10 protein-coding genes, 1 other RNA gene and 1 pseudogene are annotated in these 15,908 nt (G+C 63.1%); 8 read left to right on the top strand and 4 right to left on the bottom strand.

What is annotated here, in order from left to right:
* The first annotated feature begins 109 nt into the window (after positions 1 to 109).
* Positions 110 to 388 carry a hypothetical protein gene (locus D6Z43_RS23865; protein WP_120654488.1) on the top strand — a complete coding sequence of 93 codons (279 nt, stop codon included), beginning with the start codon at positions 110 to 112 and terminating at the stop codon, positions 386 to 388.
* A 128-nt stretch (positions 389 to 516) separates the two neighbouring features.
* Positions 517 to 762, top strand: a complete 246-nt coding sequence (locus D6Z43_RS23860; RefSeq protein WP_120654487.1) for a hypothetical protein — start codon at positions 517 to 519, stop codon at positions 760 to 762.
* A gap of 39 nt (positions 763 to 801) precedes the next feature.
* Here D6Z43_RS23860 and D6Z43_RS23855 read toward each other — a convergent pair whose 3' ends face one another.
* Positions 802 to 3,720 (bottom strand): ATP-binding protein, encoded by a 2,919-nt coding sequence (locus D6Z43_RS23855; RefSeq protein WP_120654486.1) that lies wholly within the window; start codon positions 3,718 to 3,720, stop codon positions 802 to 804.
* A gap of 141 nt (positions 3,721 to 3,861) precedes the next feature.
* Here D6Z43_RS23855 and ssrA point away from each other — a divergent pair.
* Positions 3,862 to 4,236: a transfer-messenger RNA gene (ssrA, locus tag D6Z43_RS23850) on the top strand.
* Positions 4,237 to 4,363: 127 nt separating this feature from the next.
* On the opposite strand, the gene D6Z43_RS23845 is transcribed toward ssrA, so the two are convergent.
* The 3 genes and pseudogenes from D6Z43_RS23845 to D6Z43_RS27995 form a co-directional block, all read right to left on the bottom strand.
* Positions 4,364 to 4,735, bottom strand: coding sequence for a hypothetical protein (locus tag D6Z43_RS23845; protein ID WP_120654485.1), 372 nt, complete (start codon positions 4,733 to 4,735; stop codon positions 4,364 to 4,366).
* A 56-nt stretch (positions 4,736 to 4,791) separates the two neighbouring features.
* Positions 4,792 to 5,033: pseudogene (locus D6Z43_RS28475) on the bottom strand (tyrosine-type recombinase/integrase); the annotation flags it as partial.
* A 386-nt stretch (positions 5,034 to 5,419) separates the two neighbouring features.
* Positions 5,420 to 5,596: a hypothetical protein gene (locus D6Z43_RS27995; RefSeq protein WP_153920530.1), complete on the bottom strand. Its 177-nt coding sequence runs from the start codon at positions 5,594 to 5,596 to the stop codon at positions 5,420 to 5,422.
* 183 nt (positions 5,597 to 5,779) lie between these two features.
* Here D6Z43_RS27995 and D6Z43_RS23835 point away from each other — a divergent pair, with 183 nt between their 5' ends.
* The 5 genes from D6Z43_RS23835 to D6Z43_RS23815 all read left to right on the top strand — a co-directional run bounded on the left by D6Z43_RS23835 (position 5,780) and on the right by D6Z43_RS23815 (position 15,840).
* Positions 5,780 to 6,091 carry a hypothetical protein gene (locus tag D6Z43_RS23835; protein WP_120654484.1) on the top strand — a complete coding sequence of 104 codons (312 nt, stop codon included), beginning with the start codon at positions 5,780 to 5,782 and terminating at the stop codon, positions 6,089 to 6,091.
* Between the two features lie 9 nt (positions 6,092 to 6,100).
* On the top strand, positions 6,101 to 6,316 hold the full coding sequence (locus D6Z43_RS23830) for a CsbD family protein (RefSeq protein WP_120654483.1): 216 nt from the start codon (positions 6,101 to 6,103) through the stop codon (positions 6,314 to 6,316).
* 42 nt (positions 6,317 to 6,358) lie between these two features.
* On the top strand, positions 6,359 to 6,595 hold the full coding sequence (locus tag D6Z43_RS23825; RefSeq protein WP_120654482.1) for a hypothetical protein: 237 nt from the start codon (positions 6,359 to 6,361) through the stop codon (positions 6,593 to 6,595).
* A gap of 121 nt (positions 6,596 to 6,716) precedes the next feature.
* Positions 6,717 to 7,100 carry a hypothetical protein gene (locus D6Z43_RS23820; protein WP_120654481.1) on the top strand — a complete coding sequence of 128 codons (384 nt, stop codon included), beginning with the start codon at positions 6,717 to 6,719 and terminating at the stop codon, positions 7,098 to 7,100.
* 28 nt (positions 7,101 to 7,128) lie between these two features.
* Positions 7,129 to 15,840 carry a GH36-type glycosyl hydrolase domain-containing protein gene (locus D6Z43_RS23815; protein ID WP_120654480.1) on the top strand — a complete coding sequence of 2,904 codons (8,712 nt, stop codon included), beginning with the start codon at positions 7,129 to 7,131 and terminating at the stop codon, positions 15,838 to 15,840.
* The last annotated feature ends 68 nt before the right edge of the window (positions 15,841 to 15,908 follow it).

The raw sequence follows: 15,908 nt of genomic DNA, 5'->3' as shown, positions 1-15,908 counted from the left end.
CCCCTCGCAAACAGGGCAGTCCACCCCCATGAGCCCTGCAAATGGCCACGGGCTTATCCGTCTCGGACACGAAGGCCCCGAGTGCCGAAAAATCGAGAGGTGACTCCCCATGAAACGCACCGCCCTCTTCATCACCGCCGCCCTGCTTGCTTCGCCCATATTCGCCGCCGACGATCTGTGCGCAGTCAACCTGCAGAAACTCAACGATGCCATGGCTACCAACACCAACCTCGGCGACCCACTGCGCCAGGAGGTCGAGGACCTGCGCATGAAGGCCGAACAGGCCCAACAGAGTGGTGACACCAAGGCCTGTATCAACCACAGCAGCATGGCCCTGCAACGTCTCCAGCAACCGGCTACGGATGGCGGCTCGGGTGAATCCAGCTGATACCGGGTTAACCCTTCCGTGACTTGAGTGGGGCTGCGCGCGGCCCTGCTCGCCGTTATCCCAACCATGCGGCACAAGTCAGGGGCTTACCTATACTGCTCAGCGGTTAACCCGAAAGGAGGTTCGACATGCGCCGTCTTGCCGTTTTCCTTGCCGCCGTACTGCTCAGTGCTCCAGTTCTTGCCTCACACTGCCCAGCAGATATGGCAAAGATCGATGCAATCCTGAAGACCGATCCACCCGCTGACCCCGCCGTACTCGATCAAGTGAAAAAGCTCCGCGCCGAGGGCGAAGAGCTGCATAACTCCGGCGATCATGCCGAGTCTGAGAAAGTGCTGGCTGAAGCGCTGAACCTGCTGCAGTCCAGCGAATAGGAAATCGCCCAGGATCCAGCGCGAGCTGGATCCTGGGCTTCAGGCCTCCTGGCCCAGCAGCGAAAGCGCCATGCGGCGCACCTGCTTCAAGTCCACAGGCTTACTCAGGCAGGCGTCGGCACCGCGACGGCGCGCTTCGGCCAGTAGCTTTTCATCCACAGCCGCACTCACCACCAGCACTGGCGTCATTGCCAAACGCGGGCTCGACCGCACGAAGTCGAGCACATCGAGGCCATCACCGTCCGGCAAGTCCAGGTCGAGCAACAACAGCGACGGCGTGATATCCGCCAACAGTCCCAGCGCCTTGCCCACCGAGCCGGCGCCGCGCACCTCAGCCATGTCGCGCAGGCCTTCCTGCAACACCTTGAGGCAGGCCGGATGGTCTTCCACACAGAGCACCTTCGGCAGTACCTGCGGCTCCTCCAAGTCAGGCTTGACCGGCGCTGGCGGCTCGAAGTCGTCCGATGCCGCAACACTGGGCAGGTCGATCCAGAAACGGCTACCGATATCCGGCGCGCTGCTGAAGCCCATTTCGCCACCCATCAACTCCGCCAGTTCGCGGCACAGCACCAGACCGATACCGGTTCCCGGAATGGTCGAGTTTTCCCGGCCCAGCCGCTGGAAAGGCTGGAACAGCATCGTCTGCTGCTCCTGGCTCAGGCCCGGGCCACTGTCAGCCACCCAGAGACGCACCGCGGCCGGGCGTATCTCGTAGCCCATGCTCACCATCCCTTGTGGGCTGTTGTACTTCACCGCGTTGGACAGCAGGTTCAGCATCACCTGGCGCAGGCGCCGGGCATCCGCCATCACGTGCAACGGCGGTGCAGGCGGCGGCATCAGCTGCAACTGCAGGTTGCGCGCCTGCAGCTCGGGCTGGATCAGTTCGGAGCAGCTGGCCAGCAACGGGCCGATCTCCACCGGCTTGAGCTGCAGCTTCTGGCGCCTGTTCTCGATGCTCGACAGGTCGAGAATGTCGTCCACCAGTGACGTGAGGTGACGGCTGGCGTTGACGATCTCCTGCGCGTAATCCCCTTCCACCTTGCGATCTTCCTGCCCTTCCGCCTCCAGCGCGATGAGCTGGGCGAAGCCGTTTATGGCATTGAGCGGCGTACGCAGTTCGTGGCTCATGCTGGACAGGAAGCGGCTCTTGGCCTGACTCGCGGCCTGGGCCTCGCGACTGGCGACACGCAACTCTTCTTCCACCTGTTTGAGCCGGGTGATATCCACGTGTGTACCAGCGACTCGCAGGGCTCGGCCGTCGGAGTCGCGCTCAAGCACCTTGCCGCGGCTGAGCAACCAGGAATAGCGCCCCTCCACATCGGCAAAGCGGTACTCGGCGTCGAAGTTGTCCTGGTCGCTGACCGAGAACAGCATCCGTAGGCGACGCACCCGCTCCACATCGTCCGGGTGCACACGCTCGTTGAATTCGGCGAACGTGATGTTGTCGCTGCGAAGGCCAAAGCGTTTGACGAATCGCCCACTCATCTTGATCGACAGGGTGATGGCATCTACTTCCCAGAGGCTTTCAGTGGTGCTCTCCAGCACCAGATCGAGGTTGCGCCGGGCTTCCAGCCGCTCCTCCTCGCTCGCCTGCAATTGCGCGCCGCTAAGCTGCACCGCCTCCGCCAACGCCTGCAGTTCGGCAATGCGGCTACTGGGTGCAGGTGGGCGGAAGTCGCCCTGGCCGATGCGTTTCATCATGCCCATGATGCCGGCCATGGGCGTGGCCAGCTCACCGCTGAGTCGCCGTGACCGCGACCACATCCAGGCGAAGAACAGCGCGTAGAAGAAACCGAGTCCGGCGATCAGCAGGTAACCGATCTGCTGGTAACGCTCAGCGAGCCGGTTGGTTTCCTTGAAGATGTTGGCCTCGTCCACCACCATCATCAGCCGCCAGCCGGTTTGCGGAATCTCGGCCCAGGCCACCAGTTGCTTGCGCCCACCCAACTCGACTTCCTGGACATTGCCCTTGCCGGCGGCCATGGCCTCCAGCAGCGGCTGCATCTCGCGGTGGCGAGCCAGGTTGAAGTCCTCGGGCTTGAGCACTTCGCGGCGCACGGCCTCGTCGTAGGAGAAGCGGGTCAGCTCGCGCAGGCCAAAATCACGCTCGCCCGCCTCCGGCAGCGCCATGATGCTGTGGTCGCGGCTCACCAGCATTGCGTAGCCCTGCCACGGCACCTTCAAGCTACCTATCTCGCCAAGCATCTGCCCGACGGTGATATCCAGTCCCACCACCCCTTCAAGGAAATCGCCACGGTAGACCGGGGTGATCGCCGACATCATCCAGCCAAGTCCGGCCGGGTCGAGGTAAACGTCCGTCCAGACCGTCTTGCGCTGCGGATTGTGCTTGGCGTCGGCGAGGTAATAGAAGTTGTAGTTGGGTATCACCATGTCATGGGGATACTGCTCGGGCGTCATGAAGAACGGAAAGATGCGGTTGTAGCTGTCCCAGCTGTTGAAGTAGACCGCTGCCACCAGCGGGTTGGACTCGCGGATGGAACGCATGAGCGGGTCGACTTGGGACAGGCGCAGGGCCTTGTCGTGATCCTGCTTCTCCACCGGCGTGCTGCTGGCATAGAAGGACGCGGCGCGGCCATCGTCGGTGCGGGTGTAATAGACGCCATCCGAACTCAGCACATGCCGCTGGCGCTCCAGGTCATCCGGCCTGAAGCTGCGATCCTGAATCGCCCGGCCAACCGCATCACGGAACAGGCGCGTGGGCACCTCGATGCCCTGCAGTCGCATATCGATCACTTTTCCCTCGCGCAGCACCGCGCCACTCAAGTCCTCCAGCGCGCTCTGCTGCAGGTAGTCCACCTGGGCATCGCGAATCGCACTGTTGGTCAACAGATAAGCCGTGATCAACACCGATTCGACCAGAATCAGCGGGATCAGGGCACTCTGTACGAAGGCACGCCAGATCCACTGGCGGAGGGGAGTTCGGGCAGAACGCGGCATGGCGACGTCTCGGCTCAAAGGTCTTCCTGACAATAGCCTGCAATCATATCGCAAGCACCCATGACATTAGGTTAAAAGCGCGGTCGACGCTGCCCCCCTTTTTGCCGTAGAATCCGCACTGTTGTACACCCTGCAGTTCCTGGGGCCGATTAGGATTCGACGCCGGTAACAAAACTCTAGGGGCATGCCGAGCTGGTAGCAGACCTCGTAAATTAGCTGCTGCAAACTATTAGTTGCCAACGACGACAACTACGGGGCGGCCCTCGCGGCCTAACCCTTCTGGCGGCTTCGGCTGCCAGCAGTCATGAGGGGATGCCTGTAAACCCGAAATGACTGTCAGATAGAACAGGATCGCCGCCAAGTTCGCTGTAGACGTAACGGCTAAAACTCATACAGCTCGCTCTGAGCACCCTGCCAGTCGGGCCGCAAAGAGCTAACTCAGTAGACTTGGCTAAGCATGTAGTCCCGAAAGCGGAGAGCTGGCGGACGGGGGTTCAAATCCCCCCGGCTCCACCAAAAACAACGACTAAGCCCCTGATTTTCCTAGCGAATTTCAGGGGCTTTTTCGTTTCTGCCTGGATGTCTCGAAGAAGTGTCGAACATCGATGACCCTTCGGGTCGAAGCAAGGGTTTGCAAAGCTCCCTACTTCAGTTTCCCGTGCAAAAAAACCGCGCCTGCCGTTAGCGCAGCGGCACCAAGGCCTGTCGCGATCATCGCACCGATTCTCATATTCCCTCGCTGAGTAGTTGTGGAGCGCTCCCCACAATCACGGGCTTCCTTCTTCTGCCGCTTGTCCCCATTTTCCGCCATCTTCGCGTACCGCATCCGCTCCTCAGGGGAATCAGCATTCTTGATTGCCTCCTTCAAAGCTTCCATCAGTGCTTCTGAGGTGGCGGCACTTGCCTTCAATTCTTCCGCATCAACCTTTGCAGCGCTCTCCGATGCCTTTGAGATCCCCTCTAGGGCCTCCTTAACAACTTCATCGCTGACCTTCTCCGGCTTATAAGCGGTCATGCCCCACTCCTTCCTTGCTATCAACGAACAAGCCCTTGAATGATGGCACAAGACTATCAGTGCAGCTCCGAAAGGCCACACGACATCGAGGAGCTGAATAGAAGGAGTACCGAGCGGCCCAAACGGATCGCGTCCTGAAGATGATCCGGCGAAAGGTGGGCATAACGCAGGGTCATCACCAGCGTGGAGTGCCCCAGGACTCCTGGAGGGTCACGATGTTGCCGCCATTCTGGACAAAGTGGCTTGCAAAGGTATGCCGCAATGCGTGGGCCGCTTGGCCTTTGGGTAGCTGAATCGTTGCCCCCGCACCGAAACCGCGACAGCGGTGTATTGATGTGCTGCCGGATTCCGGCGTAATCGTTATTCGCAGTGCCCCTTTGGCCGGGATGTCCCGGGACCTGCGGGCTCGCTGTCCGGGACTGCCTCGGCGTCTTCCTCCGGGTCGGGGAACGAGTAGAGCTCCGAGCGGGAAAACAACGGCAAGTGTCGCGATTTCTCGCTGGGCTCGCGCGGGTCGTGGGGCTTGCGGATGACCGGCGGGAGGACGGGTTTGTCGCAACAGCTTTGGATGTTCATGGTGCTCTCGATAACGCCCAATACGCTTTGGGCTGGTGCTGTCAGCGTGTCAGGTCGTTTGAGAGCTGTCGGTGCGTTATAGCACTGATGCTTTGCAGCAAAGCCACCTCAAGGCGTCGGCCCCTGGTGCGGAGCCAATTCGTCATCCTGCGGTACGCGTGCCGCTTCATTCGCCTCCTCGGCACGTTTGTGCAGCAGCTCACCGGGGGTCTTGATCCGCGGTGAGTGCTTCGAGTTCGGCTTGCGAGGTTTGCGCGGCGGATTGGGATCGATGTGGGTATGCATGGCGACCTCGGGGTGCTGGCGCTGCGGTGGGCAGTGCCTTGCCCATCGAGCATTGCAGTTCGGACCGGGCGTCTCGGTGCGTCATCCCACAGACGGCTAAGTGCTCCAACGCACCGACTGCGCGCGACGGTACTGCCACGCTGCTTGAAGCACAGCATTTCGCATGCCCTTCAAGGAACAGACATGACAGATAAAGCCGACAGCCACGACGCCGACACCGTCGCCCCTGCACAGAAGCCGGACATCCCGCCGCACACGCAGCGAGCACACGCCCTCCATCACTTCCTGGAAAGGGTCGACGCCATCATCAAGAAACGCTGCGCGTTGTTACTGGCGCGACAGACCAGGGAGGCGGCCTCGGGTAACAAGCCTCAGCGACAAGAGGTGCAAATGCCACCGGCCTTCCATCATTCCATCACCCCGCGCGGCGATGACGAACTTACCAATTCGGGCCCTGACGAGGCTCCGAAACGCTTAACACCATCCGCAGACTGAGGACAGACCATGAGCAGGCTCCTTGCAGACATCATCAAGAGCAAATGGCGAGAGCTGGTGGGTACCGCCAGGATCCTCTGGGACGAGCTGACCGTGGCCGAGCTGATCAACTCCGAAGGGGATGCACAAAAGCTGGCGAACCTGATCGAGGAACGCTACGAGATGACCCATGAAGAGGCTGAAAAACAAGTGCTCAGCTTCTTCGAGAGAAGCCGCACCCTGTAGCTGCGCGTGCAGCAGGGACCTGCGCCAACAAGGGAACAGCCCATGATCACTGCATACTTCGTCGTTGCAAGAAGCTCCGGCAACATCATCCGGATCACTCGGCGAGAGAGCCCGCCAGATGATACGCCCACTGTTTTCAACGTCCCCATCTCGACCTCCAACCAGATGCGCTACGACAGCCTGTATGCCGATAGCGAGGACCTGATCAGCCTGCAAAGCGTCACCCGGCCGGCCAAGGCCGACACTGCGAAACCCCAGAATTCGTGCCGGATCGACTGACTCGCAAGCCCCCCCTCTCCTCTGTCCCGCCTATGTGCGGTAGCAGACAGACGCCCACTGCCGACGCCTCGAGACTCGACTAGACAACGCTGCACAGCCCCTCATGGCGGGGAAACGCCTGATGAATCTGTTCCAACTCAAACGCAACTCCATGGCGAATCGGCTGGACCTGCTGATGAACAGCAGCGCGGCACTCGTACTGGTGATCTTTCTGCTGCTCGCTGGGCCACTGGAGGCATGGCAGGAAGCTACGGCCCTGGCCATGATCGGCCTGGCAGCGACGCGCCCCGTCGTTGCATTGCTGCGGCATTACGCAACCTGGCCGCGACCGGCGCATGTGCGCTCGACCATTCCGCCGCTGCTGGTGATTTTCGTCCTGCTCGGTGTGCTTCTGCTGATGCCCCTGGCACTGGTGGCTGGCCCCTGGCACGCAACTGCCTTTGGCATTGGCCTCCTGTGCGGCTTCCTGCTGGATCGTGCCGATATCCAGCGGGCTGATCCCTGAAGCGGCAACCATTACCTCAGGCCCCGGGATGGACATCTTTCGTACCCTGGCATCGCTCCGAATCCCACGTTTCAACACGAGGCTCCTGCGCTGGCGAACGGCGTTTCGAAACTTCGAGTACGAACCCGACCTGCGCTCGGACCTGTTCAGCGCCGAGCAGATGGAGCAGCACGGCCCGGCCCTGGCCGGGATGCACCGACTGAGCCCGAATCGGACCCCGGATGGGTTGTTGCAGCGACTTGCCGATAACGAAGTAACCCTGGCCAGCAGCTGTCGGATCCTCACCGCGGCCTCACTGTCCAGCCGGCGTATCACCCCCGCCGGCGAATGGCTGCTGGACAATCATTACCTGATCGAAGAGCAGATCCGCACCGCCCGCAAGCACTTGCCCAAGGGCTACTGCCACGAGCTTCCTCACCTAGCCTCCGGCGATTCCAAGGGCTTGCCGAGGGTCTATGACATCGCCCTGCAAACCATTTCCCACGGAGATGGCAGGGTGGACTGTGGCAGCCTTGGTCACTTCGTCAATGCCTACCAGAACGTGACGCCGCTCAAACTTGGCGAACTCTGGGCCATTCCCATCATGCTGCGCCTGGCACTGATCGAAAACCTGCGCCGTGTGGCCGCGCGCGTCATGGCCAACTGGGGGGACCGCAACCTGGCCGATGACTGGGCTGACCGGCTGGCCGAGATTGCCGAGCAGGATCCGAAAAGCGTCGTGCTGACGGTGGCCGACATGGCGCGCACCGACCCACCCATGACCAGTTCCTTCGTCGCAGAACTCGCCCGACGCCTGCAGGGCCAGAGCGCAGCACTGGCCTTGCCCTTGAGCTGGATCGAACAGCACCTGGCCGAAACCGGACTGAGCATCGAGCGCCTCGTGTCATCCGATGCCCAGCAGCAGGCCGCCGACCAGGTGGCCATCAGCAACAGCATCGCCAGCCTGCGTCTGTTGTCGGCAACCGACTGGCGCGACTTCGTCGAAGACATGAGCCACGTCGAACAGGCCCTGCGACAGGACCCAGCCGGCATATACGAAACCATGGAATTCGCCACCCGGGACCTCTATCGACATGCAGTGGAGCACCTGGCGAAACACTGCGCGAGCCCGGAGACGACAGTGGCTCGCCGGGCCCTCGAGCTGGCCGGTGGTGCAGCAGCCGGAGGGATCACTGGCCACGTCGGCTATTACCTGATCGACAAGGGGCGGATTGAACTCGAGCGACGCCTGTCCGTGAAGCCGACACTGCGGGAACGCTGGGAGCGCCTGCTACAAAGCGCACCGCTGCTCTTCTATCTGGCTCCGGTGACGCTGCTGTCACTGGGCCTGACCTGGCCCTTCATACTCTGGGCGCAAGCCAGCGGGCTGCCCACCTTCGCCATTACCCTGCTGGCACTGGCAGCTGCCGTGATGGCGAGCCGACTGGCGATCAGCCTGGTGAACTGGCTGGTCACCCTCACCGTGGCTCCGCACCAACTGCCGCGCCTGGACTATCGCAAGGGCATCCCTGCCGAGGCGCGAACCCTGGTGGTGGTGCCGACCCTGATCGGCTGCGCTGCGGACATCGACGAACTCTGCGAAGGCCTCGAGGTACGGTTCCTCGCCAACCGCGACCCCCATCTGCATTTCGGCCTGTTGAGCGACTTCCTGGACGCCAGCACCGAGGTCCGCGAACAGGACGCTGAGCTTCAGGCCCTGGCGCAGGAGCGCATCGAAGCACTGAACCGCAAGTACCCCGATGCAGCCGAGGACCGCTTCTTCCTCTTCCATCGAGCGCGTCGCTGGAACCCCGCCGAGGCCAGCTGGATGGGCTTCGAGCGCAAGCGTGGCAAGATTTCCGAGCTCAACGCCGTACTGCGCGGCAACGGCCTGGAGCGCTTCGCCTTGATCGTCGGCGAGATCGACATCCTGCAGCAGGTCAACTACGTCATCACCCTCGATACCGATACCCAGCTACCACGCGATGCGGCACGGCAGTTCATCGGCACCCTGGCTCACCCGCTCAACCGGGCGCGCTTCGATACAGAGGGAAAATGCATCACAGGTGGCTACGCCATCCTGCAACCACGGGTAGGCATCAGCCTGCCGAGCACCGCCCGCTCCGCCTATGCCCGGCTGCTCGGCAGCGATGCCGGGGTAGATCCGTATACCCGTGCCGTGTCGGACGTCTACCAGGACCTGTTCCAGCAGGGCTCGTTCATCGGCAAGGGCATCTATGCCGTGGATGCCTTCGAGCACGCGCTTTGCGGCCACTTTCCAGATAACCGCATCCTCAGTCATGACCTGATCGAGGGCTGCTTCGCCCGCTCCGGCTTGCTCAGTGACGTACAGCTCTACGAAGAATTCCCTTCTCGCTACAGCAGCGATGTGAAGCGCCACCACCGCTGGATTCGCGGCGACTGGCAACTCCTGCCCTGGACCCTGCCATGGTCGCCGGACGCACGGGGAGGCTACGAGCGCAACCGACTGAGCGCCCTGGCGCGCTGGAAAATTGCCGACAATATGCGCCGTAGCCTGGAACCTGCTGCATTTCTCTGCATGTTCCTGGCGGGCTGGCTGCTGATGGCCCAGCCCGTTGCCTGGACCCTGGCAGTACTGGCCGTCAGCATGCTCACGCCGCTGCTCGCCTCGCTGCTCGATCTCCTGAGAAAGCCCCACGACATGTCGCTGAGGCAGCATCTTTCCGCCACGCTGCGCGGCGCTTCCCAGCACTTTGCCCGGGCCCTGCTGACCCTCGCCTGCTTGCCCCATGAGGCGCACTACAGCCTCGACGCCATCCTCCGCACTCTGTGGCGCATGTACTTCAGCAAAAAGCAGCTGTTGCAGTGGAGCCCCTCACGGGAAGTGGAGAGAACCAGTACCAATCAACTGGGCGGCCTGTACCGGATGATGTGGACCGGCCCCGCACTGACCCTGCTGCTTGCAGTGCTTCTGGCGATGACGCCTTTGGCCTTGGCGGCCGCCGCGCCGCTGCTCCTGCTCTGGCTGGCGAGCCCGGCTATCGCCTGGTGGCTGAGCAGGCCTGCGCTCCCCAGGCGCTTTGTGCCGGCACCAGGCGAACTGCGCTTCCTGCGCAACCTCGCACGCCAGACCTGGGCCTTCTTCGACCAGCTTGTCGGCCCTGCGGACAACTGGCTTCCACCCGACAACCTCCAGGAACACCCCTCCACTACCATCGCCCATCGCACATCGCCAACCAACATTGGCGTGGCCATCCTGGCGAACCTCGCCGCCTATGACTTCGGTTACCTGAGTGCCGAGCGCCTGCTGCAGCGCTGCGAGCTGACACTGGCCAGCATGGCGAAACTCGAGCGCCATCGCCGGCACTTCTACAACTGGTATGACACCCAGACCCTCCAGCCCCTGGCACCGCAATATGTGTCGACCGTGGACAGCGGCAACCTGGCGGGCATGTTGCTGACCCTGGCCCCCGGACTTCTGGCGCTGGCCGACGACAGCCCGTTTCGCACTGAACAGCTGCGTGGCCTGGAAGACACCCTCGATGTACTGGAGACCGCCTGCACCGACGACCGTAACACCAGGGCCTCCTTGCGCAGGTTTCGCGGCACGCTGGAGGCCATGCTGGACGAGCCACCGGAATCGCTGGCGGCCGCATTCGAGTTCCTGCAGGTCCTGCGCGACCGCGCGGATGAGTTGGCAACAGCCAGCGATGCCGCCCCTGACAGCGATACCGCGTTCTGGGTAGCAGCCCTGCATGCGCAATGCGTGGACCAGCACGACCAGCTGCGCCTGTGCCTGTTGCCGAACGTCGACGACTCAGCCGCTTCGGTGGATTTCCCACCCATGCCTTCTTGGCGCCAGCTCGCCCTGCTCGATGCCGGGCAATGGCCGGAAGCGATGCGCGAGCCCATCCTGGCGGTGCGTCGACACGCCGCCGCACGGATCGAAAATGCCGAGCGCCTGGCCGAAGCAGCGGCAAACCTGGCCATGATGGATTTCGGGTTCCTCTATGACATCCAGCGCAACCTGTTCTGCATTGGCTACAACGTCGACGAACGCCGTCTCGACTCCAGCTACTACGACCTGCTTGCGTCTGAAGCGCGGCTGAGCACCTTCGTGGCGATTGCCCACGGCCAGTTGCCCCAGGCCAGTTGGTTCAGCCTCGGCCGCCTGCTCACCAGCACTCGAGGCGTACCGGTGCTGCTGTCCTGGTCGGGCTCGATGTTCGAATACCTGATGCCGTTGCTGGTGATGCCGAGATACGAAGGCACCCTGCTCGACCAGACGTGCTGCGCCGCCGTCGCCAGGCAGGTCGAGTACGGCCAGCAACTGGGAATCCCCTGGGGCGTATCGGAATCGGGCTACAACACGCTGGATGCACACTTCAATTACCAGTACCGGGCTTTCGGCGTACCAGGCTTGGGGCTGAAGCGTGGCCTCGGTGACGACCGGGTAGTGGCGCCCTACGCCACGACGCTCGCCCTGCTGGTCGCCCCCGAACTGGCCTGCCGCAACCTGCAGGCTCTGGCAGCACAGGGTCTGGCGGGCCGCTACGGCCTGTACGAAGCCATTGACTTCACCCCGGCGCGCCTGCCACGCGGACAAAACTCCGCAGTCGTGCGTTCGTACATGGCCCACCATCAGGGCATGAGCCTGCTGGCGCTGGTCAGCCTGCTACGGGATCGCCCCATGCAGAAGCGCTTCGAGTCCAACCCGCAGTTCCAGGCCAGCGCACTGTTACTGCAAGAGCGTGTCCCCAGGAGCGCACAGGAATTCCTATACACCGCCGATTTCCAAACCAGCAGCACCGCCACCCGGCCGGTCGAGAACAGGCTGCGAATCTATGCCGATCCGGGACGCCGCCACCCGGCCGTGCAATTGCTTTCCAACGGCCGCTACCACGTGATGATCAGCAGCGCCGGCGGCGGTTACAGCCGCTGCCGCGAATTGGCAGTGACGCGCTGGCACGAAGATGCCACCTGCGACGACTGGGGCATGTTCTGCTACCTGCGCGACTTAGCCAGCGGCGACTTCTGGTCCAGTACACACCAGCCAACGCTGAAGAAGCCGGACCAGCACGAAGCGATCTTCTCCGATGCCCGCGCGGAGTTCCGGGTTCGCCACCGTGACTTCGACGCCCACAGCGAGATCGTCGTCTCGCCGGAAGATGACATCGAGTTGCGCAGGATCACCTTGACCAACCGCGCCCGAACCCGGCGCAGCATCGAGCTCACCAGCTACGCCGAAGTGGTGCTCGCGCCCCCCATGAGCGATGCGCTACACCGCGCATTCAGCAACCTGTTCGTCCAGACCGAGCTGTGCACGCCCTTGCAGGCGATCCTCTGCACACGCCGGCCACGATCGGACAAGGAGCAGGTGCCCTGGTTCTGCCACCTGCTGGCGGTCCACGGTGCGGACATAGACGCTATTTCCTACGAGACCGACCGCGCCCGCTTCATCGGTCGTGGTCGCGATCTGGTCAATCCAGCCGCCATGGACGCCGGCCGGGAGACCCTCGGCAACACCTCCGGTTCCGTCCTCGACCCCATCGTCGCGATCCGCTGCAGCATCACCCTCGACGCTGGCCAGGCCGCCACCATCGACCTGGTCAGCGGCATCAGCGACAGCCGCGACGGATGCCTGCAACTGATCGACAAATACCGCGACCGCCACCTCGCCGACCGCGTGTTCGACCTCGCCTGGACCCACTGCCAGGTGCTGCTGCGCCAGCTCAATGCCTCCCATGCCGACGCCTGGCTGTACGAGCAGATGGCGGCCTCCATCCTTTACGCCAATAGCGCGCTGAGGCCGAAGAATGGCGCCCTGACGGGAAATCAGCGCAACCAGTCCGGCCTCTGGGGCCAGGCGATTTCGGGCGACCTGCCAATCGTGCTGGTACAGATCACCGATGCGGCCAACATCGAGATGGTGCGCCAGCTGGTCCAGGCCCATGCGTATTGGCGGCTGAAGGGCCTTGCCGTCGACCTGGTGATCTGGAACGAAGACAGTGCCGGCTACCGGCAGCAACTCCAGGACCAGATCATTGGGCTGATCACCTCCGGCGCCGAAGCCAACCTGATCGACCGTCCGGGCGGAATCTTCGTGCGTCCGGCACACCAGCTCTCGCAGGAAGATCGCACCCTGATCAAGGCCGTCGCACGCGTCATTCTCAGCGACACCGCCGGCACTCTGCAGGACCAGGTCGTGCGTCGACAGCCCAGGACCTACTGGCCACGCTTCGAGCCGGACCTCATCCTGCCGCCCGTGCAGCCCCAGGAATCGATGAGCAGCGCAGCCGACCCGGCGTTGTGCATGGCTAACGCCTATGGCGGTTTCAGTCGCGACGGCAACGAGTACATGCTGAAGCTGGAACCCGGTGTCGCCACCCCGGCCCCCTGGGTCAACGTGCTGGCGAACGCCACGTTCGGTACCGTCATCTCGGAGAGTGGCAGTGCCTATACCTGGCACCTGAACGCCCACGAGTTCCGCCTGACACCCTGGCATAACGATGCCGTGCGTGACCTCAGCGGCGAGGCCCTGTACCTGCGGGACGATGAGACCGGGCACTACTGGTCACCCACGCCCCTGCCCAGGCGCGGCAGCGGCACCTACGCAATACGCCACGGGTTTGGCTACAGCTGCTTCGAGCACCGTGAAAAAGGCATTGAGAGCGAACTCTGGGTCTACGTGGCGCTCGACGCGCCGGTCAAGTACTCCCTGCTGAAACTCCGCAACCTGTCCGGTCAGCCACGCAAACTCTCCGTCACCGGTTATGTCGAATGGGTACTCGGGGATCTGCGGGACAAGACCGCCATGCACCTGGTCACCGAAGTCGACAGCAGCACCGGCGCGCTGATCGCGCGCAATCCCTATTCGATGGAGTTCCCGGGACGGGTCGCCTTCTTCGCGATGGACCCGCCGAGCCGGAGCCGTACCGCCGACCGCAGCGAGTTCATCGGCCGCAACGGCAACCTCCAGGCACCCGCGGCGATGGCGCAAGGGCAACTCCTCGGGCACTTTGGTGGCGGCCTCGACCCCTGCGCAGCCCTCCAGGCGGGCATCGAACTGGCCCCCGGAGACTCATACGAGCTGGTGTTCTGCCTGGGTGCCGAGCAGGACATCGAGACCGCTACCGGCCTGCTGCGCAGAGCCCTCAGTTCGGGAGCGGCCCATGTGGCCTTGCAGCAAGTACGCGAGCACTGGCGCGAAACCCTGGGGCAAATACAGGTTGAAACGGCCGACCCTGCCGTAGACCTGATGCTCAATGGCTGGCTGCTGTACCAGGTCATCGCCTCTCGCTTCCTCGCCCGCAGCGGCTATTACCAGTCCGGCGGTGCCTATGGCTTCCGAGACCAGTTGCAGGACAGCATGGCCATGCTGCATACCGCCCCGGCCAGTGGCCGCCAGCACCTGCTGCTCTGCGCAGCCCGTCAGTTCGAGGAGGGCGATGTCCAGCACTGGTGGCACCCACCGATGGGACGCGGCGTCAGAACGCGCTGCTCGGACGACTACCTGTGGCTACCCCTGGCCGTAAGCCGCTATGTAGAGCTGACCGGCGACCAGACTGTGCTCGATGAACAGGTGGGTTATCTCCAGGGTCGCGAACTGAATGCCGGCGAGGCGTCCTACTACGACCTGCCGGAACATTCGACGCTACAGGAAAGCCTCTACCAGCATTGCGTGCGAGCGCTGGAGCGCGGAATGCCGCGAGGCGCCCATGGCCTGCCGTTGATGGGTGACGGCGACTGGAACGATGGCATGAACCGTGTCGGTGAACTGGGGCGGGGCGAAAGCGTCTGGCTAGGATTCTTCCAGCACCTGGTACTTGAGCGGTTCGCGAACATCGCGCAGGAGCGCAGCGATACCGACTTCGCCCAACGTTGCCACGAACAGGCCGCGCAGCTGCATGCAAGCCTGGAGCAACACGGATGGGATGGGGCCTGGTATCGAAGGGCCTACTTCGACGACGGCTCGTCGCTCGGTTCGGCCAGCAATGACGAATGCCGCATCGATGCCATTGCCCAGAGTTGGTCGGTGCTTTCCGGCGTGGCACCTCCCGGGCGACGGTACCGGGCGATGGAGTCGCTCCTCGAACATCTGGTACGACGTGACTCCCGCCTGATCCTGCTGCTTGCACCACCCTTTGATCACTCTCTGCCCGACCCTGGATACATCAAGGGCTACGTCCCCGGCGTGCGCGAGAACGGTGGCCAGTACACCCATGCCGCGGTGTGGGCGTGCATGGCCTTCGCCGAGATGGGCGACAGCGCGCGCGCCTGGGAACTGCTGGAGATGATCAACCCGGTCGGCCATGGCATCGCAAGCCATATCGAGACATACAAGATCGAACCCTATGTGCTGGCCGCCGATGTCTACGCCAGCACCCCACACCTGGGGCGTGGCGGGTGGAGCTGGTACACCGGTGCGGCCGGCTGGATGTACCGCCTCATCCTCGAGTCGTTGCTAGGCCTGCGACGCGAGGGCGCAAGCCTGCGCTTCGAACCCGTGCTGCCGGCCGATTGGCGCGGCTACACATTGCGCTACCGCTTCGGTTCCGCGCTGTACCACATCAACCTGGTTCAGACCGAAGGCGTGCCGGACGGCCAGCAGGTCAGCCTCGATGGTGAATGGCTCCAGGATCGCCGTGTCCCGCTGCTGGACGATGGCCGGACCCACCAGGTCGAAATCCACTGCCAACCCTGCGGACCCGCGCAGCCGCGAAGCGGGCGCGAAGAGACGATGGCGAAGCTGCCGCGGCGCGAGGATGGCATCCCCTGATACCTACGGCTGGGTCATGGAAAGCAGGGAAAAGAGAGGAGTAACGCGACACCGGTGAAGTCCGGGCT

It is taken from the genome of Pseudomonas sp. DY-1 (genome assembly GCF_003626975.1).
GTDB lineage: Bacteria > Pseudomonadota > Gammaproteobacteria > Pseudomonadales > Pseudomonadaceae > Metapseudomonas.
The sequence above is the reverse complement of the archived record's forward strand: the minus strand, read 5'-3'. Positions and strand labels throughout refer to the sequence as shown.

Excerpts from the sequence above, each read along its gene's own strand:
- D6Z43_RS23820 (WP_120654481.1), top strand. The coding sequence starts at position 6,717 with ATGAATCTGTTCCAACTCAAACGCAACTCCATGGCGAATCGGCTGGAC.
- D6Z43_RS23855 (WP_120654486.1), bottom strand. The coding sequence starts at position 3,720 with ATGCCGCGTTCTGCCCGAACTCCCCTCCGCCAGTGGATCTGGCGTGCC.
- D6Z43_RS23815 (WP_120654480.1), top strand. The coding sequence starts at position 7,129 with ATGGACATCTTTCGTACCCTGGCATCGCTCCGAATCCCACGTTTCAAC.
- D6Z43_RS23835 (WP_120654484.1), top strand. The coding sequence starts at position 5,780 with ATGACAGATAAAGCCGACAGCCACGACGCCGACACCGTCGCCCCTGCA.
- D6Z43_RS23825 (WP_120654482.1), top strand. The coding sequence starts at position 6,359 with ATGATCACTGCATACTTCGTCGTTGCAAGAAGCTCCGGCAACATCATC.
- D6Z43_RS23860 (WP_120654487.1), top strand. The coding sequence starts at position 517 with ATGCGCCGTCTTGCCGTTTTCCTTGCCGCCGTACTGCTCAGTGCTCCA.
- D6Z43_RS23830 (WP_120654483.1), top strand. The coding sequence starts at position 6,101 with ATGAGCAGGCTCCTTGCAGACATCATCAAGAGCAAATGGCGAGAGCTG.
- D6Z43_RS27995 (WP_153920530.1), bottom strand. The coding sequence starts at position 5,596 with ATGCATACCCACATCGATCCCAATCCGCCGCGCAAACCTCGCAAGCCG.
- D6Z43_RS23845 (WP_120654485.1), bottom strand. The coding sequence starts at position 4,735 with ATGACCGCTTATAAGCCGGAGAAGGTCAGCGATGAAGTTGTTAAGGAG.
- D6Z43_RS23865 (WP_120654488.1), top strand. The coding sequence starts at position 110 with ATGAAACGCACCGCCCTCTTCATCACCGCCGCCCTGCTTGCTTCGCCC.